Origin of the sequence: Robinsoniella peoriensis (assembly GCF_000797495.1) — a bacterium.
Classification (GTDB): domain Bacteria; phylum Bacillota; class Clostridia; order Lachnospirales; family Lachnospiraceae; genus Robinsoniella; species Robinsoniella peoriensis.
Genome location: NZ_JTGN01000018.1, coordinates 12,110 through 38,329, shown reverse-complemented (window position 1 = coordinate 38,329; position 26,220 = coordinate 12,110). Strand labels below are relative to the sequence as shown.

Below are 26,220 nucleotides of genomic sequence, written 5' to 3'. Positions count from 1 at the left end.
CTAAAACTGAAAGTACAGGAACTGTACTACCTGATTCATTTTACAGATACAAATCGCAAGCAGCGTCCCTGCATATAAGAAATGCAAAGCATTCGGCTTAAATCTCTCCGCCATTGTCCTTGTGGTTGGCGCAAACCAGCAGATCAGAAGCCCAACTACGGTAATCAGTCCCACCGTCTGGTGATCCGCCACAAAATGGGAGATCTCCTGCCATACCTGGGAAGCTCCCAGATCTATCAGCGCTTTAAAGTCAAACATTCCTTTATATACCACCCAGGTATCATGCATATTCGATGCCACGAATATAACCCTTGTAAGTACGATAAAGAAAAAGGTTATGATAACACCGATCAGGTATGGCGGTTCTTTTTTGTGATAGCTCTGATATGCGCCAATACAAACCAGGACACCATTCATGAGTCCCCAGATTATGAAATTCCATCCTGCCCCATGCCAGATACCCGACACTAAGAAGGTCACCATGGTAGCTATGTAATAATTCCGCCATTTTACGCCTTTGCGGAATACATTCTTAAATACGTATCCCCCAAGAAATCGTGAAAGCGTCATGTGCTGCCTCTGCCAGTATACCTTGAAATTACTTGCCCGAAATGGTGCATTGAAATTCTCCGGCAGCTTTATGTTGAAAAACAGTCCCAGTCCGATAGCCATATCTGTATAGCCGGACAAGTCAAAATAGTAGGATACGGAATATTCTATGGTATAAAACCAAGATTCCCACATGGTTACCGAGTCTTTGATTGAGCTGTAAAAATCTGCCGCACTGTTGTTCAGCGGATCTGCCAGCAGCATTTTCTTACCACAGCCGATGGCGAAGATAAACACGCCCAGGGCAATATTGCGGTAGTTTAGTTTCATATTCTCGTCATTTTCAAACTGCGGTGTAATTTCTTTGTGGTGTACAATCGGTCCTACAATCAACTGCGGGAAAAATGTTATGAATAACAGATATTCCAAAACGCCGTATTCTTTTGTCTCTCCCCGATAGGAGTCAACCAGAAATGCAATTAACTGGAATGTGAAAAAGGAAATACCAATCGGCAGCGCTATCCGTTTCAGTAAAAAGTCTGTGCCTGCTATCTGATTGATATTTTCTATAAAAAAATCATAATATTTGTAATACCCAAGTAACGCAACATTTCCCAGTACACCTGCGAGCATAAGAATCTTACGCTCTAACCTGTATTTGTCTTTTTGCATTCTGCAAAGAGTAGTTCCTACAATATAGTTTGCAAAGACACTTCCCAAAAAGAACGGAAAGAAATCCGAACTTCCCTGTGCATAAAAATACATGGATGCTAGAACCATCCATACTTTAGACAGGTAATAGTAATGGAAGCGATTCAGTATGCCATACACAATCGCCACTACCGGCAGGAATACCAGTATAAATTGATAAGATGAAAAAATCATATAATTCCTCCAGCGCCGCATCTTCTGCGGCTTATTTTACTGCCATTTTTTCCATTGATTCGTTCGGCTTTCAAGAAACCGGAACAATACTTCTTCCATGAGCATCATAATAATGCCAAGGCTGATAATCGTGATGATCGTAACGGACGTATTTGCCGTATTTCGCCCCACGCTTAATACGTAGCCGAGACCTTTTGGCACGCCTACCATTTCAGCTGCTATCACTACCCTCCAGGCAAATCCCAGCCCCAGCTTAAACCCTGAAACAATATAGGGGATAATACTTGGGATGATACAATATTTTACAACCTGCCAGGTATTTGCCTCCATAATACTGAGAACATCATAGAGCTTCTTGTCTACGTTCAGAACTCCCTGGAGGGAATTTACAATAATCGGTGACAACGAACCCATTACAATGATAAAGATCGCCGCATTGTTTCCAAGTCCAAACCACAAGATTGCCAGTGGAACCCACGCAACTCCCGGTATCGGAGAAAAGAAACGAACCAGAGGGTAAATAAAATTCCGGACATTTTCGCTGATGCCCATGATGATTCCAAGGGGCAGTCCGATTGCAGCTGCAATTCCGAACCCAATCAGGACCCGCTGCATACTGACCCAGATATTACTGAGCAGATATCCGCTTTTTATCATGTCCGCAAACTCTGCCGCCACCTCATTTGGCATAGGCAGAAGCAGCTTTGCGGTATCCGGATCCAGTTTCCCAAACAGCCCCGTTTTTGAAGCAATGCTCCATATAATAATTACTACAATGATGGTTATACAACCCTGTAAAAACGGTTTTGCTTTATATTTCATAAGACTTTACAAACCTCTCTATTTTTTCTCGTAAAAAATTTCTGATTTATCCGGCACTTTGTCAATATATCCAAGATCTGCTGCCCACTGTAAAGTCTCCAGGGTAGCTGCCTGATCTATGTCAAATGTATAGTCAATACGTTCACGGGCATTCTGGATTGTTGTTTCGTCCATATCCAGAACCTTTGCCAGTACTGCATTGGCTCCCGGATCTGTATTGATATAGTCAACTGTCTTCTTGTAAATATCCAGGAACTTGTCCAGATCTTCCGGTCGGTTATCAATGAAATCCTGGTTAGCCGCCACTACATTAACAGGATAAAACGCGTTGCTTCCGGTCTCTTCCTTAATTTCTTTTGCTGTGTCATAGAGAACTGTAATGTCTTCATAATCCTTCTCAGCCTGGGCAGCAAATGGCTCCCAGGTAATCATTGCATCCACTTCCTTCGTAACCATCAGAACTGTTGCCATATCAGCCGGCTTCATACCCGGAATCAGGGTAACATCCATATCCGGGTCAAGACCTGCATCCCCCAGAATTTTACTTCTTAATAATGCATCAGTCACAGTAGCGATATTTGGCTCGGCTATTGTCTTTCCTTTTAAATCTTCAACCGATGTAATTCCCGTATCTTTTCTGGTCATTAGTACATGGCCGCCACCATTGGCAGAAGCAACTACCTTCATGTCGATACCTTTTGAAATCCAGGTAGCAACTGGTATGACACCGGACAGTGCAACATCCAGTTCTCCTGCTGCAAATGCTTCCATCAGAGCAGAACCATCCGCAAACTGGGTTACTTCGATAGAGATATCGCTTCCTTCGAACAACCCGTTCTCCTGTGCAACGAAAGGAGTTGCCGTCCCCAGTGCCAATATGGAGCCAACCCGTATTACATTGTCACCGCCTGCTGCTTCACTGCTGCCCTGGGTATCCTGTTCCGTATCTTTGTCTGCTACTTCCTGTGACGTGCTGTCACTGGCAGCATCTTCTGCCGTCATTCCTGCTGTCTCTGCGGATGTTGCTGCTGTCTCCCCTGCTCCGCATCCACATACAAAAATTGCTGCTGCCGCTGCCATTCCTACTAATTTCTTCCACTTTCTCATTCCTTTACCCCTTGTCCTTTCTTAAACATCTCCACTAATTTTAATCGCTGGATTTTCCCATTTCCTCCTTTGGGAATATCCTCTACAAAAAATACCATCCGCGGAACTTTATAGCTCGCTATCCTTTCTTTGCAGTAGGTGATTACATCTTCTTTTTCCAGGCTGCTGTCTTCTTTCACTTTAATATAAGCAGCTACTTCTTCCCCATACACTGCATCCGGAACGCCTACGGTAGCGGCAAGTTCTACCCCATCCATCTGATAAATAATCTCATCTACTTCTCTGGGTGAGAACTTTTCTCCTGCACGGTTAATCAGTTCTTTAATTCTGCCATCTAAGAACAGATATCCGTCCTCATCCAGATATCCAAGGTCTCCCGAGTGGAACCACTCTCCCGTAAAAGCTTTCTTCGTCTCTTCCTCCTTATGATAGTATCCTCTGGTTATATTATTTCCCTTAATCAGAACCTCTCCCAGACATCCTATTGGCAGTTCATTCATCTCTGTATCCACGATTTTAATATCATTTCCAAAGGTCAGTCCCACAGAACCGGGTTTTCTTGCAAGGGGAGGCATGGGATTTGTGGTAATCTGGCTGCAGCCTTCCGTTATACCATAGGATTCTATTATGGGCATACCGCATTTCTGTTCAAACTCCTCCAGAACTGCTACCGGCAGAGGCGAAGAAGCGGATCTTGCAAAACGCATGGAACTGAAATCCACGTCTTCCGGGATTCCTTTCGCCAGCAAGTGGGAATACATCGTAGGAACCCCGCTAAACCAGGTAGTCTTATATTTCTCAATATCCTTCCAGAAGCTGCGCACGCTGAATTTGCCGCCTATCACAATACTTCCGCCTGAAAATAAAGGTGTAATCAGGGTGATTACCAGTCCATTAATATGAAACCAGGGAAGTACACACAGCGCCACATCCTTTTCTGTCAGCTTATGGGCCGCCGCGATATGCTCTGCTTTCGCCAGCAGATTCCGGTAACTTAAAATTACTCCCTTGGGATGCCCCGTAGTTCCTGATGTATAAAGCAGCATTGCCACGTCATCCGGCTCTGGCTTTGTTTCGGGAATTTCCGGTGCTCCCGGTGTACTGGCAGCTTTCAGTCCAATGCTCAGGAAGATATGCCCATCTGCCATAGACAATTGTTTCATTCTATATTTTTTTGGGATATTTTCAACGAACTTCTCAGTTGTAATGATTGCTTTCGCCTGAGAATCCGTGATGAGATAAGAAAGCTCCGCTTCCTTTAAATATGTATTGACTGGAATTACCACCGCTCCGGTGTCGGTAACTCCAAAATAGGTTATGGCAAACTCAATACTGTTTTCCATCATAAGTAAGACTTTATCTTCTTTCCGAAGTCCCAATGCCCGAAGATGAAGGCTCATTGCATCAATCTTATCACGCAATTCTATATAGGTAAGGGACCGAAGTGTTCTCGCGCAGGTGACAAAGCATCGATCCTGGTATTTTTCCGCCATGTCTCCAATCAATGTTCTAAACGTTGCTGTTTGCATTTCTGTGCTCCTCATTGTTAATATTTTAATTATATACTCCTATATTAATAGGTACTTGAGCGTGTCTGAAAATTGCTTTCTGACAGCTGCGCATCACGCTGTACCGGAATATCCCCCATACTTTCATGCACCGATACCCAGTTCCAGAATCCTGTTCCTGATCGCCTGGAATTCCGGACTTGTCCTGTTTCTGGGCTTTGGCAGGTCCACCGTAATGATTTCCTTAATTTCTGCAGGAGAGTTTGTAAATACAACTATCTTGTCAGATAAGTATACAGCTTCTTCACAATCGTGGGTTACAAAACAGGTGGTAAACTCTTTTCTGTCACAAAGGCGGACCAGCTCATCCTGTAATTTCATACGGGTAAATGAATCCAGCGCCCCGAAGGGTTCATCCATCAACAATATTTTTGGATTCATAACCAGTGCCCTGGCAATTGCCACTCTCTGCTTCATGCCTCCTGATAACTGGTTAGGATAGGATTTTTCAAATCCATTCAGCCCTACCAGATCAATTGCCCAGTCCACTTTTTTCTGAATTCTTTCCTTATCATTTTTTCCAATTTTAAGACCCATTGCTATATTGTGGTAAACAGTCATCCACGGAAAAAGTACATAATCCTGAAATACCATCATTCTTTCTTTGCTGGGTCCTTTTACTACTTCTCCGCCAATCTCCACTGTACCTTCTTCTGAATCCAGCAGTCCTGCCATAATTCTCAGCAGCGTGGACTTTCCGCATCCGGAAGGCCCTACAAAAGAAACAAACTCCTGCTTCTCAATACTCAGGGAAAGGTTCTCAAGAATTGCCAGCATTTTTGTGTCATCATTCTTTGTAAAAGATTTTGTAATATTTTTAATTAAGATCGCCATTTATTTCTCCCCAATCATTCCAGAATAGGAATATTTTAACGAAATATTGTGATATAAGTTTGTAATATCCTCACAATTGTAACATTTACTTAATATTTCTTAACATTATTGATAGAAATTTGAGGAAAGAAAAAAGAAAGGAAAAAAGAGCACTCTTTGATAAGCATAATTTACTTGAGATATGGTATATTCTATTCAGCAACCAGAAAACAATTTTAAGACACGCTCGCTCCAGCCATCGCGGCAGCCGCCAAATGGACATGCAAGCATGTCTGCCTTGGCTCATTGCCAACAATAATAAAGGAGGTGCAGATTATGCACGCATGGGAATCAATACAATTCACGATCGATTATATAGAAGAACACTTAAATGAAGAATTACAAATCGAAACCCTGGCAAAAATCGCAGCTTTATCTCCATTCTATTTCCAGAGGCTTTTTAGCCGCCTCGTTAATAAAACAGTTTATGATTATATAAAAATGCGTAAACTGTCAAAAGCCTCGGAAATTCTTAAATCCAGCAGCAGCCGCATTGTAGATATTGCAATGGAGTACGGATTTTCCAGCCACTCAAATTTTACAAGGGCATTTAAAGAAACCTTTGGCATCACTCCGGAACAGTATCGCGCTGATCCAGTGGTTTTAAATCATTTTATCAAACCGGATCTCATATTAAACTATGTAATGGTAGACGAGAATGTTCCGTTAATCACAGACGGAATGGTACTTGAAATCTTCCGCCGGAAGCTGGATCAGCCGAGAACATTTGCCGGCATTGAAGGTGAGATTCCAATTGCCCAGCTTATGGGCGGCGAAACTACCGGAGTTGCCGCAGGTGCGAAACTCTGGGAGGATTTTCATAAAATCAAGCCTCTCATTCCCAATCTGCTGCCGGAGGGCAATGAACTTGGTGCCCTGTATCTGGGGAATGCAAAAGAAGGGAACTGCATCTACATGGCCGGTGCAGAAATCATTCCAGGTACAACAGTCCATGGCTATCAGACCTTCGAAATGCCTGCCTGTGAATATCTGGTCTGTGGTTTTGAAGCGGAAAATATCTCCCAGCTGTACGGAGATGCGGTGTTCAAAGCGGATAAGTTCATGGAACGCTGGTTAAAACAACAGCAGATCCGTACAGCCGCCTTTGGGGTTGAGATGTATTATCCACCGTCGGCGGAGGCTGCCTATCTGGAGCATTGGTCGATTCCGGAAAGCAAAACACTTTAAACTGCTACTCAGCCTGTTCAAAATAGGTTTTAAACTCCCGGGGTGACATGTCATATGCCTTTTTAAAATTCCGAAAAAAAGAGGAGTAATCTGCAAAGCCGCACCGTTTGTACACATCAGAGATCTGGCTCCCCTGCCAGATCTGCTCACAGGCGGCAAGCAGTCTCTTTTTTATAATAAAATCATGGATGGACATACTCGTAATGGATTTAAAGGTGCGCAGAAACTGATACCTTGTCATGCTGGTAAGGTTTACCAGATCCTCGATTGCAATGGTTTCCGCGATATGCCGGTCAATATATTCAATTACTCTTTTCATCATTTCACTGGTTGTGGTTTCCTCTTCCGTAAACTGAAACCTCTGTCGGGCACACAGCCGGTTTAAATAAACAAAAAATAAAGTCAGAAAGGATTTTTCTATCAGCATCTGTTCTGCGTCTATCCCCTCTTCTGTGGAAATACCAAACAGGATCTGAAACAGGTAATCTGCCAGTTTATCTTCGTGATGTGCCGGAAAATGGTAAGCCGGTGCCCCTTCCATAGTAAAACAGCCGGTCAGATCCACTTCCGGTCCCGACAGCTCATTTAAGAATTCTTTTGTAATCCACAGCAGTATCCGCTTGGAATCCTCATGCTGTTTCTCCACATACTGGTAATGATGCATATGATTTCTGTCTATCAGGAGGAAGTCTCCGCGCTTCAGGTAATATGTGGTGTTATCAATAAGGCAGTTAAAAGTTCCGTCCACTATATACAATATCTCATAAAAATTGTGAAAATGAATCTGCAGGGCACCCGTAGGCACCCCATACTTTTCCATGATTTCAAATTTATCATTCAGCATATACTGGCGTTCATCTTCGGGTTTCATTATATGTGTATTCCTTTGCTTCATAAGTTTTCCTCCGTATCGTCTGCTCTGCCAAATAAGAGGGCTGTGCGGTATGCCAGCCCTCTTTCCTGCACACGGTATATATGTGCATATTTACGATTTACATTCCCAGAATGTCCTTTGTGTCTAAAAATATCTGGTTGACCTCTTCCGTATATTTCGTACTCCCTTTGGATTCACAGTCAGCTACATAAGAAGCCCAGTCTTTGTCAATATCTCTCTTACCTGTGATAAATTCCAGTGCCGCAGTATTAACATAATCCATCAGTGGTACTTTAATCAGATTCAGTTCCTCCTTCTGCATCTCCGAAGCAAGTACAGGCGGCGCCAGTTTCTGATCTGTTTTATTTGCGTTAATCCTCTCATTCCACTCTTTTTCGGATTCTGTGAATTTGGAAAGCTGAATCTGTACATTACCTCCGTATGCAAAAACACCGCCTCCAAAACCATATTCCACATTCAACTGTTTTTTTGCATCCGGGTTAAAACCATTGTAATAAATATCTGAATTCAGGGTAATATTTCCCTGGTCGTCCTTTGTATAGGTCTCTCCCTCAACACCCCATTGAGTCAGTTCGTGCCCTTCATCAGAATACCATAGCCAGTCAATAAAGCGGAGCATTTTGATAAACCCATCTTCTCCCAGATCGTCCAATGCATTTTTCGTAATCACAATTCCATTCTCAAAACGACCGGAAGCGCTGGATACTTTCAGATTTCCTTTTGGACCTGACGGGGTTGTCATAAAATACAGCTCTGCACCATCCACCTGCATTTTGTTCTGCGCCTGAATATCAGATAATATCTGGTAATTTGCTGTCAGGACGTAAGAATCACCTCGGAAGAATTTAGCCTGTGCCTGGGTGCTGTCCTGAGTGAAGGTCTCAGGATCCAGAATTTTTTCCTGATAGACCTTATTAAAGTATCTCAGAAATTCCTTATAGTCCTCCGTAGTATCTGCAAAATAAAATTCGTTCTTGTCAAAATCAAATTTCATTCCATCCTGCAGCCCCCAGTCTCCGCCGTCAGCAGAATTTCCGGCCTTAACGCCATACACATTAGCTGCTATGTTCATTGCACACCCCAGCTGAAACTGATCAGACCAGATATTGTCTTTGCCGGTATATTCTTTCACCTTCATAAGCGCCGTATAGAAATCTTCCCAGGTCCACTGCGCTTCCTTACTCATGTCTACTCCCGCAGCCTCGAAGATATCTTTACGGATAATGAAGGAGTATCCGCCTGCCACTGATTCCCACATGCCCGGAAGCCGGTAATATTTGCCATCTGCCGCAAGTATCTGTTTTAAATCTTCTTCCATTCCCCATTCTTTTACCTGTTTCTGGAAGTTGGGCATATACTGCACCCAGTCACTGACAGCGACGATCTGTCCGCTGTCCTCAAATGGCTTTGAATCATAGATTTTCGGAACAATATACGGCGCGCTTCCGCTGTTTATGGCTGCAGTCACCTTATCATTGTAGTCTGACCGGGCTACCGAGGTCAGTTTAAAAGTTGTATTTGACTTTTCCTTAATTGCACTCCACAGCCTCCAGTCATCCTTAACCGGGTAGTTTTCATGATCCGAATACATCATGGTATATTCAACCGGTTCATCTGAATGGAAGGTTACGTCTTCTCCAAATTCGTAATCCAAATCCTGCTGTGCTCCGGCTGATGCAGATTCTGACAGATCAGATTTGCTGCCTGACGCTGATTCCTTTTCTCCTCCCTGGCATGCAGTCAGTGTCCCTGCCAAAACAAGTGCCATCATTAGTGCGGTCCATCTCTTCTTCATATTAATTCCTCCTTGAATAATAATTTTTATTACACAACTAAGTTCCGGATGGTTTAGTAAAATCATATGTCACCATATGAAATCCTCTCCAGAACCGTACGTGCGGCTTTCCCGCATACGGCTCTTCATAATAACATTTACAGTTGCAAGCTACGCATAGAGATTAAAATATCTCTTGGGATATACCATCGGATAATAATCCAACATCTGCTTGAATCCCTCCCAGTTGTAGCTTTTCTTCTGACTTCTGCGGTTCATCCACTGAAACAGCAGTTGCGTAGTGTAATAATGGTACTTCACCAACGACTGTACGTTATACGTTAATCCGTAGTATCGGTAGTGTCCCACCAGCTTTCGGTTTAGTGCTGGCATCAATACCTTCAATGGCATCTCACGATTGCATTTCAGCCACTTACGCTTAGCCCTGCCTGTTACCAGTCAGCACCCAAGACTCGCTAACGGTGGCTCGCTACGCCTTACCGTATGGGACTTCCACCCATTAAACCAATCGCCCTTTCCTGGACGCGCCTATCCCTTCACCGCTCCCATTGTCATACCCTGCACGAAATATTTCTGTACAAATGGGTATACACAGATAATGGGTAATGAAGTGAGTACCATTGTTGCTGATTTTAATGTTGCCTGCACGCTGCTTGCCTCTGCGGTGGAACCGATGTCCACCTGATTCGCCCCCTCTACCAGTTGTCTTACCCATAACGCGATAGGCCATTTGTTCCTGGATTCCAGATACAGGAACGGTCCAAACCATTCATTCCACATCCCTACCAGATAAAACAATGTCATCGTAGCCAGGATCGGCTTGGAAAGAGGCAGAATAATTTTTGCGAATACACCGTAGACTCCCATGCCGTCCATTGCCGCCGCTTCTTCCAGTTCCTCCGGAAGTCCTGTAAAAAATGATTTCATCAACAGCAGATTGAAGGTACTTATCGCTCCTGGAAGTACGATTGCCCATATGGAATCTCCCAGCTTCAGCCACTGTGTTACCAGTATGTAGTTAGGGATCATGCCTCCTGTAAAATACATGGTGAACACCACAAACGGAATAAAAAATTTATTCATACGCAGCCTGGGTTTTGACAGGGGATATGCCAGGATAGCGGTTCCGAATACGGAAATTGCCGTTCCGGCTATGGAATAGAATATGGTGTTGCCGTAAAATTTAAAAAATGAATCATCTCTTAATATATACTTGTATGTCTCCAGGCTGAAATCAATGGGGAACAGCGTAACCTGTCCGGCGCTGACTGCAGCGTCGCTGCTTAAGGACTGCGCAATCAGATAGATAAACGGATAAAGGGTGATGATGATCACAAGCACCATGACAACCGTATTTACCGCCTGAAATGCCAGATATCCTTTTGTTGGCTTCCTATTCATAATTCTGCTCCTTTCTACCACAGTGATGTATCCGTAAATTTCTTCGAGAGGAAGTTTGCACTGGTTACCAGGATCAGCCCAATTAAAGCCTCAAATAATCCGACTGCCGCCGCATAGCTGAAATTTCCTCCTGCAATACCCATTCGATACACCAGTGTTCCAATGATATCCGCGCGTTCCTGGGTCAATGGATTATACAGCAGCAATATTTTCTGCATATTGCTGGAAGTTACGATACCCCCGATATCCATAATCAACAGTGTCATAATGGTTGGCAGAATTCCGGGAATTGTCACGTGTATTGCCTGTTTGAACCTTCCGCCCCCGTCTATTGCCGCCGCCTCATACAGCTCTGTATTTATGTTTGTCATGGCGGTCAGATAGAGGATGGTTCCCCACCCCAATGCCTGCCAGACACCGGAACCGATATAGACAGCATCAAACCAGCCCGGTTCGGAGAGGAAAGGAATCTTGTCTAATCCCAGAGAAGCAATCAGGGAGTTAACCGGACCATTCGTTGCCAGTAATTCCTTAACCATACCGCATACTACAACCAGTGAGATAAAATGTGGCAGGTAGGAAATGGTCTGTACCGTCTTTTTCCACCTTTTTTTCCGGATCTCATTGATCAGCAGGGCAAATATCAGCGTCGCCGGAAACCGGATCAGCAGATAACCGATGCTAAGCCTCAGGGTATTAAAGAACGCATTCCAGAACGAGGGATCGGTCAGAAACTGTTTGAAATAGCGCAGTCCAATCCAATCCTGGCCTAAAATGTTTGGTCCTCCTTTATACCGGCGAAAAGCAATCACATTTCCGATGACCGGAACATATTTAAATAATATGTAGTACAGGATTGGAAGTATAAGGAAAGTATACAGCTTCCATTCCTTTTTTATATGGCGAAGCAGAGACTCTTTTTTACCAAACGTCACTGTCTTCCCGGATACTTTTGGTTTTAACATATCACCACTACTTTTTTTCATCTTCATACCTCTGAATAGCGCAAGCTGGCTTGGGCGATTTCCTTTCTAACTTATTCATAAATATGCCGTCCTTTTTCATCCGGGATCATACTTTTTCTGAAAAAATAGGTATTAATCTGATCCCTCCATTCTCCTGCATGTTCCTTCTGATGTTCCAGTCGTTTTTTTACCCGCTCAAATACCTTTTCTGAAATGCATCCCTCCAGTGAATCCCACAGGACTGCCAGTTCAGCCGCATCTTGCGCTCCTTCGAAATGCGTATCGTAGATGTGCTGGATCAGCGTCTTTCCCGATCTCAAACGGTAGGTATAAGGAACATGGTGGAAAAATAAGAGCAGTTCTTCCGGGCACGTCAGGATATTCTCATAGATGGATGCAAGCGGTTCCCGGTACTGCCGGGCATATCCCGTACCCCGGGAGCTTCTGTCCACACCGATTCCCAAATGATCAGCCCTGTGGTATGTTCCCCATCGGTCATACTCATATCCGTCTACATTGGGACCGTAATGGTGATTTGGATTTACCATCCACCCAATTCCCAGAGGGGATGTATACTTCTCGTATGCAGGCCAGGACATAAGCAGCATCTTCACAACTGTTTTTGTTACTTTTTCATTCTTTCCAAAAGTACATACTGCCCATTCCTCTGCTATCTCTTCTGCGGTAACCTTAGAATCAAAACTCAGTCTTCCAAAGCCATATAGATTTGCTGCCGCCAGATCATGCCCCGTCCAGTTTTCGTCATTTCCGGTATTGGATATTGCAGCCATGCCCCAGTTATTTTTCCGGAAGGATCCATCTAAAATTTCTTTAAACATAGGGATCAGATAGCAGGTATGCCTCTGCTGCCCGGTATATTCCTGTGCAATCTGAACCTCCAGTATCTGATTTGTATCCTGAAGCCCGTCCAATAGGGGGGATAACGGTTCTCTGACCTGGAAATCCATAGGACCGTTCTTAATCTGCAGGATTACATTTTCCTTAAACTTTCCATCTAGCGGCATAAAATTTTCATATCCTGCCTTAGCCCTGTCCGTCTTCCTGTCTCTCCAGTCCTGCTGGCAGTTATATACAAAACACCTCCAGATAATCACTCCTCCATGAGGCGCTGCTGCCTCCGCCAGTGTATTTGCTCCGTCCGCATGGTCTCTGCCATAGGTAAAAGGTCCCGGACGTCCTTCGGAATCCGCCTTTACCAGAAATCCTCCCAGATTGGGGATTCTTCCAAAAATATCTGCCATAGCCTCTTTCCACCAGGCTTTCACCCTATCGTCCAAAGGATCTGCCGTATCAAGATCACCAAGTTCCATAGGGGCTGCAAAATTCAGGCTCAGAAACAGGCGGATACCGTATTGTGCAAATATTTCCGACATCTGTCTGAGTTCTTCCCCATACACATCCGTTATAAGTTTTGTTGCATTTCCTCTTACATTCACGTTGTTGATTACGGATGCATTGATCCCTGCCGATGCTGCCAGCCTGGCATATGCACGGGTACGTTCATTTACAAGGACCTTCTCGTCCTGAAAAAAGAATGAATTGCCGGAATATCCTCTTTCTATGCTGCCATCCATGTTATCCCAATGGTTTAACATACGGTAAGGGTTGGATGGTACCTGCTCAATGCAGATTCCTTCCAGCGTCTGCTCCAGCTGCAAGCGTCGGATCAGGGCGAAACTCCCATATAAAAGTCCTCTGTCTCCTGCAGAGCTGATGATAATCCTCCCATCCTTTTCCCGGATATGGTATCCCTCTTCTCCAGCCTCTGAATTCTGATCCAGCTTCAGCCAGATACCTGCTGTCTCACAATTCCCCACACGCTCTGTCTTAATATCCAGTATCCCACGTGCCGCTATTTCCAGCTCCCTGACTGCTGTCTGCGTATACAGGCAGTTATCCCCGGCATACACCTTACTAAAATACTTTTTATCACGGCAATCCTGCCTCATCCTGTAATTCAGCCATGCATTGTCATAACTCATTCCAAGCTCCTTTCTGATATTCCGTACATCCAATGTCTGTTTTACTTTGGATAGATTGTACAATTTTTCCTATGGTTTTTCTTAATTATAGGGCAGATTATTTTTCAATGCATTGCATTTTTTGCCAAACACTACCCACATATTGCTTTCTTTTTGCAATATATTCATTTTTAAGCTTAAAATCATTGCATATAAAACGGTTTCTTTTCTTAAAATATGGATTTGAAACAGGTTTTTTGCAATGTGAATTTTCAATATGTTTTGTAAAATAGATTCCTAATTCTTTTAAATAAAAAAACCCGGGGGCACCGGGCTTTTTTTTTATATATATTGGGGTTTAGCTGAGTAAGGGGACGCTTTGTAGATGTAGGTAGTGTACGGAAAGAGAAGGGGGCGGACCAGGACATTGGTTTGGAAGGCTTACCGCAGAACTGGCATTTTCTAACCTTCCCGGAGCACTTTTTGGCGGCCCGCGGGCATTCGCTSCGAAATCCTGATGCATTTCGCAGCTCACTGCCCGCTTACAATCCGATGGGAGCCAGTCGAATTGTATCCGCCAAAAAGCACTCCGGGAAGGTAAGTAAATGCTCAGCTCTGCTATACGCATTCCAAACCAATGTCCTGGYCCGCCCCCTTCTCTTTCCGAGATAGCATTCGTTGATACAAAGCTGGTTTTCTCAACATGATGGGACCCTGGGGTTGTGGCATGCTGTACGCTATTGGCATAGAACACTTAAAAACCAATAAACCAGCTGGATGTTATCACTGTGAACTGTCTCTAAATTCTACTACAGTATATTTGTGGTTATAGAACCTACATCCAGTTAAGTCTGTGATCAGGAAAGCAGGTAAAATTTCGTCTTATCATCCCCCTTTCACACTGAACTGCCGTAACACACTCTGCCGCATCCAAAAACGAACAGACAGTCACAACCCAAGGGTCTCCACCAGGCTGAGAAAACCAGCTTTGTATCAACGGATGCTATCTCGGAAAGATGGGTGTGGGAAACTGGTATGGGCGTAGGAAGCGTAGAGCAAAGCTGAGTATTTACTTACCTTTTCGAAGTGTTTTTTGGCGGATAGTATTCGACTGGCTCCCATCGGATACTAAGCGGGTACTGAACCGAGAAATGCATCAGGATTTCTCGGTGAATACCCGCGTGCCGCCAAAAAGCGCTTCGGAAAGGTTAGAAAATACCAGTTCTGCGGCCAGCTGACGGAGCCCATGCCAGTTTCCCACACCCATCTTTCCGTACACTACCTACATCTACAAAGCGTCCCCTTCCTCAGCAAAACCCAAATATAATAAACCAGCAGGAGTCTCAAATCCAAGTAATAACCCATAAAATTGTATTGAATCATGAGCCATAAGCCACTATAAACTGTTCGTTGCAGTCCTAGTGGTACTGCCTTTTACCAGAGATACCTTTAATGCATACCTGTTCTGCCTGGGGGCTTTTCCCTCAAGCAAGGATTTCAATACGGCAATCGTCTGCTTTGCTATCTCTTTTACCGGCTGTTTTATTGTTGTGATATCTATAAGATTCATATTTACTACATAGGTTCCGTCATAGCTCACTGCACAGAAATCTTCCGGGATTCGTTTTCCTAACTGCACTGCTGCTTTCAAAAACGCCGTACAGGGCATGTCTGCTGACATCAGACCGTCTATCTCCGGAGATTCCTGCAAAATTGTTTTCGCCAGGCCCAGATATCCGTCAAAATCAAAATCGTTCCAGGGGATAGTAACTCTCCTGCATGCAATTTTGTGCTCCTGAAGTACCCGCTCCAATTCTTCATGTGATTCATAAGAAAGAACCTTTTTCTTCGACTCTCCGCAGATATGAATCACTGATTTGCATCCGCTTCTGATAAATTCTTCAGCTGCAAGCCTGCCGCCCAGTCCATGATTGGAAGCAACTACCGGAATCTGTTGATTTACCTGATAATCCAACATGACCAAAGGCTTTTGAAAAGACTCGTATTCACTGTCGTCCAGACTGTTCACTCCCATAATTACGCCATCCACAATATTGGATTTCAGCATATTCATGTATTCCTGTTCCCGTTCCAAATCATCATCTGTACTGCAAAGCATCAGCTTATATCCGCATTCATAAAGCTCTTTCTCCATATATCCAGCCAGACTCGAAAAAAACGGATGCCGGATATTCGGCACTAACATAGCAATGATCCCTGCCCGCTGCCGAAACATTCCCCTGGCAAGCTCATTTGGAATATAATTTAATTCTTTCATCGCCTGCTCTATCTTCATTTTCGTCTCCGGTGCCACATGGGCTGTACCGTTTAATACTCTGGAAACTGTACAGGCTGCCACATTGGCCTTTTTAGCCACATCACGAATACTTGCCATAATTACCAACTCCTTATGAAATATGTTTCATTCATTTTAGCACGGGCTGGAAAATATGTAAACAGATTTTAAAAGAGGCGCCAAAGCGCCCCTTACATTATTCCGGCTTAACAACAAAGGTATGAATAGAGTGTGCCGGAATCTCAGCCGTAAATTGCCCCTGCGGATATTCACAGGTAAATTCCCGGTCACGGTCCATACTATTCATCAGGGTTATGACCACTTCCCCATTTGGATTTTCAAATACAATAGCATTGGAGGTCCAGTATCCGGTCGTACGGATTATTCTGGCTCCCGGTTTCACAAAATGGGAAAAATGCTTCATCAGATAGAACTCCGGCTGCAGGGTTAATTTTCCTGTTTCGGGATCTACGGTTGCAAGGGAATTCTGGCACCAGCCCCATGTAGAGATACCCCCTTCCGGCAATGCCATATTCCAGTATGTATAACGCTCTGCACCATGGCGGAAATAATACCACATCTGCATAAAAATATATTCCGCCTGTTCCCACTCATTTAAGCCGTCTCCACACTCACTCTCAGTCTGCATGATATGCATTTCAGGAAAACTTGCTTCGATCTGCTCCAGCTGATGTTTGCCGCCCCACTGCACACCCACACCAGTGATATATTTTCTAGCATCCTTATCTGACAGTATGGTATTGGCAAATTGATCATAGAATTCATGATAAGGGGCACCGTTTCCCGGCCATCTGAAATCTACAAAAGGCCCGTTAATAGTTCCAAGCCAGATCTGGGTGTCCAGTCCGCTCTTATCGAATTCCGGCCCCAGATATCCTTTGATAAAGTCCCGCATATCAGAACCATACCAGAGGCAGGAAGGGAACTTCTGATCCGCCATCGGCTCATTCTGAACATGAACCATATCCACAGGTATCCCCTGCTCCCTGTATGCTTCCACAAATTTCACAAAATATCTGGCATAGGCATCCAATACTTTTTCTTCCATACGGATTCTTCCAAAATTATAAGCTTTCTTTGTCTTCATCCAGATGGGCGGACTCCAGGGCGATGCAAAAAGACTTAAATCCGGACAATACTTACGGGCGGCATTAATAAAGGGCAGTGTATATTTTTTATCTCTTTCAATATTGAAATCCTTCAGTTCATAATCCCCATCGGTATCATCACAGCTATACCATTCCAGACTGAAATCGTTGGCGCCAATGGGAACCCTTCCCATACAAAAAGCACAGCCTTCTTCTCCGTATAATTCTTTGATAAAAGCTTCCCTTGTATCTTCATCTGTTTTTTGCAGTGCATCCCATCCCAGTTCATTAAAACAGCCTCCGAATCCAAGTACTTTCTGGCGGTAATCTGTTGTAAGCAAAAGGGTATCTTTACTTTCTCCCCCGCTTTGCACCTCCACTTCTTTCCAATAATCACTTTCCCTGCTCATTACATGGGTCACAGTTTTCATATATTGCTTCTCCCTTCTAATATCTATCCGGTTAATTGTTTTTGTTAGTCCTAATATAACAATTATCCTCCGTTTTGTGTAGGTTCAAATCAAACGAAAAAACAGGTCGATTTTAACTTTTAAAATCGGCCTGTTTCCGGATTTCCGGCTGAGATACGTTTTCTAAGCTCTTTTGGCGTACAGCCATAGGCATTTTTAAACATTCTCATAAAGAGTTTGTAATTGTAAAAATGATTTTTTTCCAGGATATCTTTGATACAATAATCGGTATACAGCAACTCTTTGTGGATTTTCTCCATTCGAACTGTATTCAGATATTCCAGAAATGTGATCCCTGTCTGCTGTTTAAAAAATCTGGAGAAATATATCTGATTTAACCCTACTGTATCCGCGATATCATGCAGCGTAACTTCTTCGTTATAATGCCGGTTCACATAGTCCATAATCTGCCGCATCCGAAGCTGGTTTTTCTGTGATTTCATCATGGTCACTTCATCTATCCGCCGCGAAAAAGAATGTATACAGATATAGAGCAGTTCAAAGACCAGGCTATAACAGCGAAATATATATCCTTCTGCTTTTATTTCATATGCAAGAAGCAGGTCCTGCATAAGCATTCGGATTCTGTTAAGTCTGGTTTTCACTCGCTCATCCTCCGTATCGAGGTCTATTTCAAAGCTGTAATTTACCACATCCGGCATAAACTTTTTCAGAAATGCAATGGGAATCTGCAGTAAAATAGCCTGATTCCCGCCAATGCATCTGGTGGAGTGGATGCTCATTGTATTAATTATCACGAAATCATTTTCTTTCAAAGGAATCATCCGGTTGTTGTCATACACTTCCAAACTGCCTTTCACCAGATAAACAATCTCAATCCAGTCATGAAAGTGTTTGGGAACTACACTTCCCTCGTCAATAGAATAATTCAGATTAATGTCAATCGCATCATTCGGTTCTATAAATTCATGTGTATAGGACTCCACAATCATTTCTCCTTTGTTGTGTTACGGATTATCACTCATAAATCCGGTAATCTCTTTTGCTGCTGTATTCTGCTGTTCTTCCTGGGAAACTGCAGCTTCGCCGTCTCCTTTTTGTTTTCCGTAACTGCCAAACTGGGCATGATTTCCTCCCTCTATCACGATTTCTTCATGCACTTTTGGCATCATTTTCAGACCTTCTTTGAACTTCTCCCGGTTCATGACCTGATCCATGCTTCCATACATACTGAGTACTTTCAGACTGCTGCTGCTAAGATCGGATGCTGGATAAGCGCCCAATAGGATAAGCCCCGCCAGCCGGCTGCTATACTTTGCTGCAAATTCTGCAGCCATGGCACCGCCCAGAGAATGGCCTCCCACATACCAGTTTTTAATTGTATCATATGTATCCATATAATCCTTGGCAGCATTCATATCAAAGACAGCCAGATTAAACGGCATTTTCACTAATATGCAAAGGTATCCTTCTTTCGCTATGATCTGCATAAGATCTGCATATGCAGTATACTCTACCTTTCCTCCTGGATAAAAGATCAGCGCCGTTTCCGGTTTTTGATCGGATGGAGTAAAAAAATAACTGTTTCCCTTACTTGTAATGTCCACACCCTTGCTGCCGTCAGCCTGCGCCAGCGCTTCTGTTAAAACAGGATGTTCCGCATGATAGTAACTCCCTGTATAAATAAAAAATGCTCCCGCCATAACTACCAGCACACTTGCCGTTATTATGGCTATTTTTTTCCATAAACTCATCTTCATTTTGGACTTCATTCTTTATGCCTCATTTTCTGATTACTTATTTAAAATCCGGTGAATCTCATAACGTATTTCTTTTATTCTTTTTTCTTCAAATGCAGGATGGTCTAAAAACCATTTTACATTCAGTGGAGATGGATGGGGGAGAACGTATGCCGGTTTCCCATTCAGCCTCTGATCCTCAAAAATCAAATCCGTGAAATTGCTTTTAGGGAAGAAAAAGTCCGCTGCATATTTGCCAACCAGGATATAAATCTCATTATTGACCAGTTCCATTTCCTGCAAAAGCCACTTTCCGGCACATACCTTCGGAGGCTTCCTGTCTCCTCCTCCAGAAGCTTTTCCTGGGAAACAGTGGGCAACTGAAACAATATAAAAGAAGTCCGGATTATAAAATTCTTCATCCGTAATGCCATACCAATCATGACGCAGCTTCTGTCCGCTGGCATCGTTAAAAGGCTTACCCGTTTCATGGACCCGCCTGGACGGAGCCTGGCTGATCTGCATGATTCTGGCATCTGCGTTTCCAAACAGGATAGGACGGGGTTCATAACCAAACAATTCCTCACAGGCACGGCATTCCCGTATCTGTCTGCGAAGTTCCCGGTATTTTATTTCTCTGATAATCCGGCTTTTATGATCTGATATCTGGCTTTTATGATCTGCTGTCCAGCATTTATTATCTGATATCCGGCCTTTATGATCCGTCATGTCTCCCACCCCTTTCCTGATAAAAGCACCCTTTCGGGTGCTTATACCTGCCTGATTTTTGGATTTACTGCTTCTTCTCTTACATTGTGCGTCTGATTTTGATTTTCTGGTTTCACCTTCTGGGTTACACTGTTGAATTCTTCCAGATTCTTCTTTTTATTCTGATGTTCCAACTCTTTTTTATTCATATCATCACCTCAGTATTACTATGGCTGAAGTGAAGCATATTTATTCAGATATTTTAGAAAAATCATAGTCCGTTACCTGTCTTTTACCAGGTCATAGCTTTCAGCCAGCATCCTTTTGATTTCCTTATCAGGTATCGTTCCATCCAGAATCAGTGAATTCCAATGCTTTTTATTCATATGATATGCCGGCACTACGGATGGAAATGCATTTTGCCAGAATGTAACCCATTCAGGACTGCATTTAATATTTACCCAGATTCGCTGGTTTCTCTCATAGATGTATGCAAAACTTCTTTTATTTTTTCCACACCTCATAACAGTCCAGTTATCATCATGAAATGGATAATCTTCATAGACACCGGGAAATGTCTGGCAAAACCGGATAACCTCTTCTCTTGTCTCCATTTTTCTCCTTTAGATCGCGTATCTGTTCTAAAGCCTGTTAGAATTGCTTACAGACAAGCTCAACTACTTACACAGAAATTCTTCCTGCCTTTTCTGACAATCCTATTTTCGCACATTTTGACAAATATTTCAAATACTTTATTTCCCCGGACAACCAAGCGGAATGCTTGCATGTTCATTCGGCGAATGACACGAGAGACAAGTAATCTGGTACACCGTTGGCACATATGATACTGTCCGACTAGGAAATCATTTCTTTCATAGTATGCCATCCAAGTACCGCACACTTTACACGTGCCGGCATATGGGAAATATCTTTCAGCGCCGCAGCTTCGTCCAATACCTCCAGCTCTTCTTCCTTTGCTTCTCCTTTTATCATTTTCCCAAACAACTCCGCCAGTTCCAGGGCTTCCTGCTCCTCTCTTCCTATGATTAAATCCAGCATCATATCTGCGGATGCCTGGGAAATGGCACATCCTGTTCCGGTAAAAGTCCCGTCTGTAATTACACCGTCTTCGATTTTTAATTGCAATAGAATATCGTCCCCACAGCTAGGATTCACACCTCTTAATACCTTTGTAGGGTGTTCCATCTCTTCTTTATGGGTTGGATGGAGATTATGTTCATTTAAAATTTCGGTATATAATTCTCTAAGCCCCATATCCAAGCCACCTCCTTACCTGTCTTAAATTTTCCAGAAAAATATCGATTTCTTCTTCCGTATTGTAAAAGTATACGCTGGCTCTCGCCGTGGCATTCACATTTAGGAATTTCATCAGCGGTTCTGCACAGTGGTGCCCTGCCCGAATTGCAATATGTGCAGAATCCATTATAGACGCTATGTCATGAGGATGTACGCCGTCTATGGTAAATGTCAGAATACCGCTATGTTCCTTTGGATTTCCGGAACCGATGAGATGCACATGGGGAATTTTACGGATTCCTTCCATTGCTCTTTCTACTAAAATCTCTTCCCGTTTTTGAATTTCCTTATATCCCACTTCCTTCAGATAACAGACCGCTGCCTCTAATCCTGCTGCTCCCTGTGCATTTACCGTTCCGGCTTCAAACTTATGGGGAAGCGGTGCAAATGAAGCATCCTGCTGGCTAACCGTATCGATCATCTCACCACCGGTCAAAAATGGAGGCATTTCTTCTAACAACTGCTTTTTGCCATACAGTACACCGATCCCCATGGGCCCCAGTAATTTATGCCCGGAAAAAGCGTAGAAATCAGCATCCAGATCCTGTACATCTACTGCCATGTGAGGAACTGCCTGGGCACCGTCCACTAATACAACGGCACCCATTTTATGTGCATATGCGATGATTTCCCTCACTGGGTTCGTACATCCGATTACATTCGATACATGGGCAATCCCCACTAGTTTTGTGCGGCTGCCGATTTTAGTTTGCACCTCAGACCAGGGGATACTTCCATTCTCGCTGCAATACAGATAAATCAGTTTCGCACCGGTCTGCTTAGCCACCATCTGCCATGGAAGGAGATTACTGTGGTGTTCCATAATGGTCACCACGATCTCATCTCCTTTCATTATATTAGAGAGCCCATAGCTGTATGCCGCCAGATTAATGGATTCTGTTGTATTTCTGGTGAATATTATTTCACAGTCATGCCTGGCACCGATAAATTCTTTTATCGTATGCCTGGCCCTTTCATAGGTCTCCGTCGCCCGTATGCTAAGTCCATACAGTCCCCGCATTGGATTCGCATTCTCTGCTTCATAAAAACGGGTCATCGCATCCATTACCTGACGGGGCTTTTGAGAAGTTGCTGCACTGTCCAGATAAATCAGTTCCCTGTTTTGCAGGATAGGGAAATCTTCTCTGTAATTATGTTTCATATTGAAACACCTCCTCTATATAGGACTGAACCTTTTTTACGGAAGCTTCATCGGGTATCCGGCGGCAGATTGCATCTATACCGGCACGAATAATCATTTCCTTAGCCTCATCTTCCGTAATTCCTCTGGTCTGCATATAAAATAGAAGTGATTCATCAATTTTCCCTATGGTTGCCCCATGATTTCCATCAACCTCTTCTTCCTGGCACAGGATCAGGGGAATTGTCTTATTAACTACGTCCCTGCCAAATAGCAAAGTCTCTTCCTGCTCTTCACCTGCACTGCCTTTTGCACCACTTCTAAAATCAATCGTACCCCGGAACACCTTTTCTGCCTGGTCTAGCAGTGCTCCTTTTACCTCCATTCGGCTGTCAGTCTTCTTTCCTTCATGCACTGCCACATAATTCATATCCAGCTTTTGCTGCGCTCTGCAAAGATATCCGGTTCCGCTTTCAAAACTGCTTTTATATCCCTTTAGCCGGGTATGGCAGCCTGACCATCCCCTGTTTCCTCCGATCTCCAGTTGAACTACCTCAACCCTTGCCTGTTCCTCACAAACGGCTCCCATATCATCGAAATGTATAACGTCCCGCCCCAGAAGCTGCAGCTTAATGATACGCACTACCGCATTTTTCTCCGCATAAATCCTGGTACGAATCCCAAACAGTGCTTCGCTGTCACTTCGGGAATGGTAATCCATAATAATCGTCATTTCGCTGCCTTCCCGGGCATATATCAGCTGATCTTCAAAAGCTGCGCCATGATCCTGGCTGGTATAATGTAAAAACAGGGGGTCCGCCACCCGACATTCCTTTTCAGCCAGATATCCGGTAATCTCTGTCTGCATCTCCTGAAGAAATTCACCGGTTTCCTCACCCATTCCTGTTTCTATGCCTTCCATAGCAGGCATGAAACGCTGCAGTTCCTCTGTTTCCATAACACGTATTCCAGTTGGAATCTCAAAACTGCACTCCATTTTTTCCTGTACCGCATCGATATTAAAATCCATTTGACTATCATTTATTTTTAACCAGTTCCAGGTGGGAACCGGAAGTCTGTTCACCTTTTTATTACATACTATCTGCATTTTTAATCCTCCGTTCTATCCGATACATCCGCTCATCTCAAGGCGGATCAGATTATTCATTTCCACTGCATATTCCAGTGGAAGTTCCTTGGATACCGGATTGGCAAAACCACTGACAATCATTGCTTTTGCTTCTTCTTCGCTGATACCTCGGGACATGAGGTAAAATACAGCATCATCACTGATCCGACCAATTCTTGCTTCATGTCCGATATCCGTATCCGAAGTCCGGATATCCATTGCCGGTATAGTATCTGACCTGGACTCGCTGTCCAGCATCAGAGACTGGCAGGATACCGAGGCTTTGCTGTGCTTTGCTTCTTTCGTCACCGTTACCGAACTGCGGTAAGTGCTGTTTCCACCCGATTTAGAAATTGATTTGGTATTGATAACAGAAGATGTATGGGGCGCTTTATGCACCATTTTAGCTCCCGTATCCAGGTTCTGTCCATTTCCCGCGAAGGTAATCCCTGTGAATTCTGCCCTTGCCCCTTCACCATTCAGAATGCTCATAGGATACAGGTAAGACACGTGTGAACCAAAAGAACCGGAAATCCATTCAATGGTTCCTCCTTCTTCTACCATGGCACGTTTGGTATTCAGATTAAACATATTCTTTGACCAGTTTTCAATAGTAGAGTAGCGAAGCTTAGCGTTCTTCTTTACAAATAACTCCACACAGCCTGCATGTAAATTTGCTATATTGTATTTCGGTGCAGAACAGCCTTCGATAAAATGCAGGTCTGCGCCCTCATCCACAATAATCAGTGTATGTTCAAATTGTCCGGCACCCGGTGCATTTAAACGGAAATAGGACTGCAGCGGTATGGTTACGGATACGCCCGGTGGAACATAAACAAAGGATCCCCCTGACCACACTGCTCCATGGAGCGCTGCAAATTTATGGTCTCTCGGTGTTACCAGCTTCATAAAATGCCTTCTCACCATATCTGCGTATTCACCTTTCAGCGCACTTTCCATATCCGTATAGATGACGCCCTGTTCCAGCACTTCCTGTCTCACATTATGATAGACCAGTTCTGAATCATACTGGGCTCCCACTCCTGCAAGGGATTTCCTCTCCGCTTTTGGAATCCCCAGTCTTTCAAAGGTCTCTTTAATCTCCTTGGGAACATCAGACCATTTACCGCTCATAGCAGTATTAGGCCTTACATAGGTAACAATCTGATCCATATGTAAGCCATCCAGTGCAGGTCCCCACTGGGGCACTTCCATCTGGTTATAGATCTGAAGAGAGCGCAGGCGGAACAACTCCATCCATGCAGGATCTTTCTTCTCTCTTGATATCTGCTCCACAATTTCCGGTGTCAGACCTTCCCGTACCCGGTAAAAGTCCTTTTCATCATCTTTTACATCATATATACTTCTGTCGATATCATCTACATAGGTCTTTTCTTTCATGCTGGCTCATCTCCCATCTCCTCATAGAACTGTTCAAATCCATGCTTATTAATTTTTTCTACCAGTTCTGGTCCGCCGATTTTCACAAGTCTCCCTTTCAACATAACATGGGTATAATCCACATGCAGATATTCCAGAATTTTCGTACTATGGGTAATAATCAAAAGTGCACCATCCTTCTGCTTCTGGTATTCCTCAATCCCTTTAGATACAGTCCGGACCGCATCCACATCAAGTCCGGAGTCCGTTTCATCTAAGATTGCCAGTTTGGGCTTTAACATCAGCATTTGTAAGATCTCCGATTTTTTCTTCTCTCCGCCGGAAAATCCTACATTCAGATCTCTTTCGGCATAGGAAGGATCCATCTGGAGCAATTCCATAGCTTTATTCATGGAACGCTGAAAGGATAACAGCTTTAACTTCTCCCCGGTCTGCTGATGAATGGCATTGCGGATAAAACTCTGAAGTGAAATTCCCGGAACCTCCAGCGGATTCTGGAAAGAAAGAAACATTCCCATCTTTGCCCGTTTATCTGTGGACTCCTCTGTAATGTCCCTGCCTTCAAATAAGATGGAACCCTGATCAACCTGATACTGTGGATTCCCCATCAGGATATTTCCCAGAGTAGATTTTCCGGCGCCGTTTGGGCCCATTAAGACATGTGTTTCCCCCTTTTTCATTTTCAGGTCCACATGCTGTAAAATCAGACCGTTATCTATACTTACGGATAAATCATTTATTTGTAGTAACTCTTTAGACATTTTAAAAACCTCCTGTATTTGTGTATATTTTAATTCCGAGTATTTTACTGGGAATTAATTTACTTACATTATAATCCCCTTCTTTAAAATTAGCAATAGGCAACTTCTAAAAATTTAAAGATCGTGGACAAAAATAGAGAACAGAAGCTGAGGTATAT

The 26,220-nt window shown here is 43.6% G+C and carries 25 protein-coding genes; 1 reads left to right on the top strand and 24 read right to left on the bottom strand.

The genetic code is table 11. The features are described from left to right. The 5 genes from QR40_RS25860 to QR40_RS25840 form a co-directional block, all read right to left on the bottom strand. On the bottom strand, positions 1-1,434 hold the full coding sequence (locus tag QR40_RS25860; RefSeq protein WP_044297469.1) for an MBOAT family O-acyltransferase: 1,434 nt from the start codon (positions 1,432-1,434) through the stop codon (positions 1-3). Between the two features lie 36 nt (positions 1,435-1,470). Then, entirely contained in the window at positions 1,471-2,256 is a 786-nt protein-coding gene (locus QR40_RS25855) for an ABC transporter permease (RefSeq protein ID WP_044297468.1), read from the bottom strand. 18 nt (positions 2,257-2,274) lie between these two features. Continuing rightward, positions 2,275-3,363 carry an ABC transporter substrate-binding protein gene (locus QR40_RS25850; protein WP_052431062.1) on the bottom strand — a complete coding sequence of 363 codons (1,089 nt, stop codon included), beginning with the start codon at positions 3,361-3,363 and terminating at the stop codon, positions 2,275-2,277. Continuing rightward, positions 3,360-4,892 (bottom strand): AMP-binding protein, encoded by a 1,533-nt coding sequence (locus tag QR40_RS25845; protein WP_044297467.1) that lies wholly within the window; start codon positions 4,890-4,892, stop codon positions 3,360-3,362. Before QR40_RS25845 ends, QR40_RS25850 begins: the two co-directional genes overlap by 4 nt. Before the next feature lie 123 nt (positions 4,893-5,015). Then, positions 5,016-5,765, bottom strand: coding sequence for an ABC transporter ATP-binding protein (locus QR40_RS25840; RefSeq protein WP_027295043.1), 750 nt, complete (start codon positions 5,763-5,765; stop codon positions 5,016-5,018). Positions 5,766-6,080: 315 nt separating this feature from the next. On the opposite strand from QR40_RS25840, the gene QR40_RS25835 reads away from it, so the two are divergent. After that, the gene (locus QR40_RS25835) at positions 6,081-6,992 is read left to right on the top strand and encodes a helix-turn-helix domain-containing protein (RefSeq protein ID WP_044297466.1); all 912 of its coding nucleotides are present in this window, start codon (positions 6,081-6,083) and stop codon (positions 6,990-6,992) included. Positions 6,993-6,996: 4 nt separating this feature from the next. On the opposite strand, the gene QR40_RS25830 is transcribed toward QR40_RS25835, so the two are convergent. The 19 genes from QR40_RS25830 to sufC form a co-directional block, all read right to left on the bottom strand. After that, on the bottom strand, positions 6,997-7,887 hold the full coding sequence (locus tag QR40_RS25830) for a helix-turn-helix domain-containing protein (protein WP_044297465.1): 891 nt from the start codon (positions 7,885-7,887) through the stop codon (positions 6,997-6,999). Positions 7,888-7,984: 97 nt separating this feature from the next. Then, positions 7,985-9,682, bottom strand: a complete 1,698-nt coding sequence (locus QR40_RS25825; protein WP_044297464.1) for a type 2 periplasmic-binding domain-containing protein — start codon at positions 9,680-9,682, stop codon at positions 7,985-7,987. 150 nt (positions 9,683-9,832) lie between these two features. Further along, positions 9,833-10,090 (bottom strand): group II intron maturase-specific domain-containing protein, encoded by a 258-nt coding sequence (locus QR40_RS25820; RefSeq protein ID WP_276325466.1) that lies wholly within the window; start codon positions 10,088-10,090, stop codon positions 9,833-9,835. A gap of 120 nt (positions 10,091-10,210) precedes the next feature. Next, positions 10,211-11,083 carry a carbohydrate ABC transporter permease gene (locus QR40_RS25815; RefSeq protein ID WP_044289514.1) on the bottom strand — a complete coding sequence of 291 codons (873 nt, stop codon included), beginning with the start codon at positions 11,081-11,083 and terminating at the stop codon, positions 10,211-10,213. Between the two features lie 14 nt (positions 11,084-11,097). After that, entirely contained in the window at positions 11,098-12,075 is a 978-nt protein-coding gene (locus QR40_RS25810; RefSeq protein ID WP_242858583.1) for an ABC transporter permease, read from the bottom strand. A gap of 44 nt (positions 12,076-12,119) precedes the next feature. Continuing rightward, positions 12,120-14,051, bottom strand: a complete 1,932-nt coding sequence (locus tag QR40_RS25805) for an alpha-glucuronidase family glycosyl hydrolase (protein ID WP_044297463.1) — start codon at positions 14,049-14,051, stop codon at positions 12,120-12,122. Between the two features lie 1,135 nt (positions 14,052-15,186). After that, on the bottom strand, positions 15,187-15,309 hold the full coding sequence (locus QR40_RS32735; RefSeq protein ID WP_255348045.1) for a hypothetical protein: 123 nt from the start codon (positions 15,307-15,309) through the stop codon (positions 15,187-15,189). Positions 15,310-15,426: 117 nt separating this feature from the next. Further along, on the bottom strand, positions 15,427-16,425 hold the full coding sequence (locus QR40_RS25800; protein ID WP_027294395.1) for a LacI family DNA-binding transcriptional regulator: 999 nt from the start codon (positions 16,423-16,425) through the stop codon (positions 15,427-15,429). Between the two features lie 97 nt (positions 16,426-16,522). Further along, positions 16,523-17,866 (bottom strand): glycoside hydrolase family 30 protein, encoded by a 1,344-nt coding sequence (locus QR40_RS25795; protein ID WP_044297462.1) that lies wholly within the window; start codon positions 17,864-17,866, stop codon positions 16,523-16,525. A 119-nt stretch (positions 17,867-17,985) separates the two neighbouring features. After that, entirely contained in the window at positions 17,986-18,852 is an 867-nt protein-coding gene (locus tag QR40_RS25790) for an AraC family transcriptional regulator (RefSeq protein ID WP_044297461.1), read from the bottom strand. Between the two features lie 21 nt (positions 18,853-18,873). After that, positions 18,874-19,638 carry an alpha/beta fold hydrolase gene (locus QR40_RS25785; RefSeq protein WP_044297460.1) on the bottom strand — a complete coding sequence of 255 codons (765 nt, stop codon included), beginning with the start codon at positions 19,636-19,638 and terminating at the stop codon, positions 18,874-18,876. 21 nt (positions 19,639-19,659) lie between these two features. Further along, positions 19,660-20,334 (bottom strand): uracil-DNA glycosylase family protein, encoded by a 675-nt coding sequence (locus QR40_RS25780; protein ID WP_200889771.1) that lies wholly within the window; start codon positions 20,332-20,334, stop codon positions 19,660-19,662. A 41-nt stretch (positions 20,335-20,375) separates the two neighbouring features. Then, positions 20,376-20,522, bottom strand: coding sequence for a hypothetical protein (locus QR40_RS32120; RefSeq protein WP_176731142.1), 147 nt, complete (start codon positions 20,520-20,522; stop codon positions 20,376-20,378). Positions 20,523-20,594: 72 nt separating this feature from the next. After that, positions 20,595-20,927, bottom strand: a complete 333-nt coding sequence (locus QR40_RS25775) for an MmcQ/YjbR family DNA-binding protein (RefSeq protein ID WP_044297459.1) — start codon at positions 20,925-20,927, stop codon at positions 20,595-20,597. Between the two features lie 241 nt (positions 20,928-21,168). Continuing rightward, on the bottom strand, positions 21,169-21,588 hold the full coding sequence (gene sufU / locus QR40_RS25770) for a Fe-S cluster assembly sulfur transfer protein SufU (RefSeq protein WP_044297458.1): 420 nt from the start codon (positions 21,586-21,588) through the stop codon (positions 21,169-21,171). Then, entirely contained in the window at positions 21,578-22,792 is a 1,215-nt protein-coding gene (locus QR40_RS25765; protein WP_044297457.1) for an aminotransferase class V-fold PLP-dependent enzyme, read from the bottom strand. The genes sufU and QR40_RS25765 overlap by 11 nt, the downstream gene beginning before the upstream one ends. Further along, on the bottom strand, positions 22,782-23,879 hold the full coding sequence (locus tag QR40_RS25760) for a SufB/SufD family protein (protein ID WP_044297456.1): 1,098 nt from the start codon (positions 23,877-23,879) through the stop codon (positions 22,782-22,784). The genes QR40_RS25765 and QR40_RS25760 overlap by 11 nt, the downstream gene beginning before the upstream one ends. Before the next feature lie 15 nt (positions 23,880-23,894). Further along, the gene (sufB, locus tag QR40_RS25755; RefSeq protein WP_044297455.1) at positions 23,895-25,301 is read right to left on the bottom strand and encodes a Fe-S cluster assembly protein SufB; all 1,407 of its coding nucleotides are present in this window, start codon (positions 25,299-25,301) and stop codon (positions 23,895-23,897) included. Further along, entirely contained in the window at positions 25,298-26,062 is a 765-nt protein-coding gene (gene sufC, locus QR40_RS25750; RefSeq protein ID WP_044297454.1) for a Fe-S cluster assembly ATPase SufC, read from the bottom strand. Before sufC ends, sufB begins: the two co-directional genes overlap by 4 nt. Between the last annotated feature and the right edge of the window lie 158 nt (positions 26,063-26,220).

What these genes read in the sequence shown, in the direction of transcription:
- QR40_RS32120 (WP_176731142.1), bottom strand. Translation starts at nt 20,522, where the DNA reads ATGAATAAAAAAGAGTTGGAACATCAGAATAAAAAGAAGAATCTGGAA.
- QR40_RS25800 (WP_027294395.1), bottom strand. Translation starts at nt 16,425, where the DNA reads ATGGCAAGTATTCGTGATGTGGCTAAAAAGGCCAATGTGGCAGCCTGT.
- QR40_RS25810 (WP_242858583.1), bottom strand. Translation starts at nt 12,075, where the DNA reads ATGAAGATGAAAAAAAGTAGTGGTGATATGTTAAAACCAAAAGTATCC.
- QR40_RS25760 (WP_044297456.1), bottom strand. Translation starts at nt 23,879, where the DNA reads ATGCAGATAGTATGTAATAAAAAGGTGAACAGACTTCCGGTTCCCACC.
- sufU (WP_044297458.1), bottom strand. Translation starts at nt 21,588, where the DNA reads ATGGGGCTTAGAGAATTATATACCGAAATTTTAAATGAACATAATCTC.
- QR40_RS25780 (WP_200889771.1), bottom strand. Translation starts at nt 20,334, where the DNA reads ATGACGGATCATAAAGGCCGGATATCAGATAATAAATGCTGGACAGCA.
- sufC (WP_044297454.1), bottom strand. Translation starts at nt 26,062, where the DNA reads ATGTCTAAAGAGTTACTACAAATAAATGATTTATCCGTAAGTATAGAT.
- sufB (WP_044297455.1), bottom strand. Translation starts at nt 25,301, where the DNA reads ATGAAAGAAAAGACCTATGTAGATGATATCGACAGAAGTATATATGAT.
- QR40_RS25850 (WP_052431062.1), bottom strand. Translation starts at nt 3,363, where the DNA reads ATGAGAAAGTGGAAGAAATTAGTAGGAATGGCAGCGGCAGCAGCAATT.
- QR40_RS25785 (WP_044297460.1), bottom strand. Translation starts at nt 19,638, where the DNA reads ATGAAGTCCAAAATGAAGATGAGTTTATGGAAAAAAATAGCCATAATA.
- QR40_RS25765 (WP_044297457.1), bottom strand. Translation starts at nt 22,792, where the DNA reads ATGAAACATAATTACAGAGAAGATTTCCCTATCCTGCAAAACAGGGAA.
- QR40_RS25805 (WP_044297463.1), bottom strand. Translation starts at nt 14,051, where the DNA reads ATGAGTTATGACAATGCATGGCTGAATTACAGGATGAGGCAGGATTGC.
- QR40_RS25840 (WP_027295043.1), bottom strand. Translation starts at nt 5,765, where the DNA reads ATGGCGATCTTAATTAAAAATATTACAAAATCTTTTACAAAGAATGAT.
- QR40_RS25855 (WP_044297468.1), bottom strand. Translation starts at nt 2,256, where the DNA reads ATGAAATATAAAGCAAAACCGTTTTTACAGGGTTGTATAACCATCATT.
- QR40_RS25860 (WP_044297469.1), bottom strand. Translation starts at nt 1,434, where the DNA reads ATGATTTTTTCATCTTATCAATTTATACTGGTATTCCTGCCGGTAGTG.
- QR40_RS25830 (WP_044297465.1), bottom strand. Translation starts at nt 7,887, where the DNA reads ATGAAGCAAAGGAATACACATATAATGAAACCCGAAGATGAACGCCAG.
- QR40_RS25795 (WP_044297462.1), bottom strand. Translation starts at nt 17,866, where the DNA reads ATGAAAACTGTGACCCATGTAATGAGCAGGGAAAGTGATTATTGGAAA.
- QR40_RS25825 (WP_044297464.1), bottom strand. Translation starts at nt 9,682, where the DNA reads ATGAAGAAGAGATGGACCGCACTAATGATGGCACTTGTTTTGGCAGGG.
- QR40_RS25845 (WP_044297467.1), bottom strand. Translation starts at nt 4,892, where the DNA reads ATGCAAACAGCAACGTTTAGAACATTGATTGGAGACATGGCGGAAAAA.
- QR40_RS25835 (WP_044297466.1), top strand. Translation starts at nt 6,081, where the DNA reads ATGCACGCATGGGAATCAATACAATTCACGATCGATTATATAGAAGAA.
- QR40_RS25815 (WP_044289514.1), bottom strand. Translation starts at nt 11,083, where the DNA reads ATGAATAGGAAGCCAACAAAAGGATATCTGGCATTTCAGGCGGTAAAT.
- QR40_RS25775 (WP_044297459.1), bottom strand. Translation starts at nt 20,927, where the DNA reads ATGGAGACAAGAGAAGAGGTTATCCGGTTTTGCCAGACATTTCCCGGT.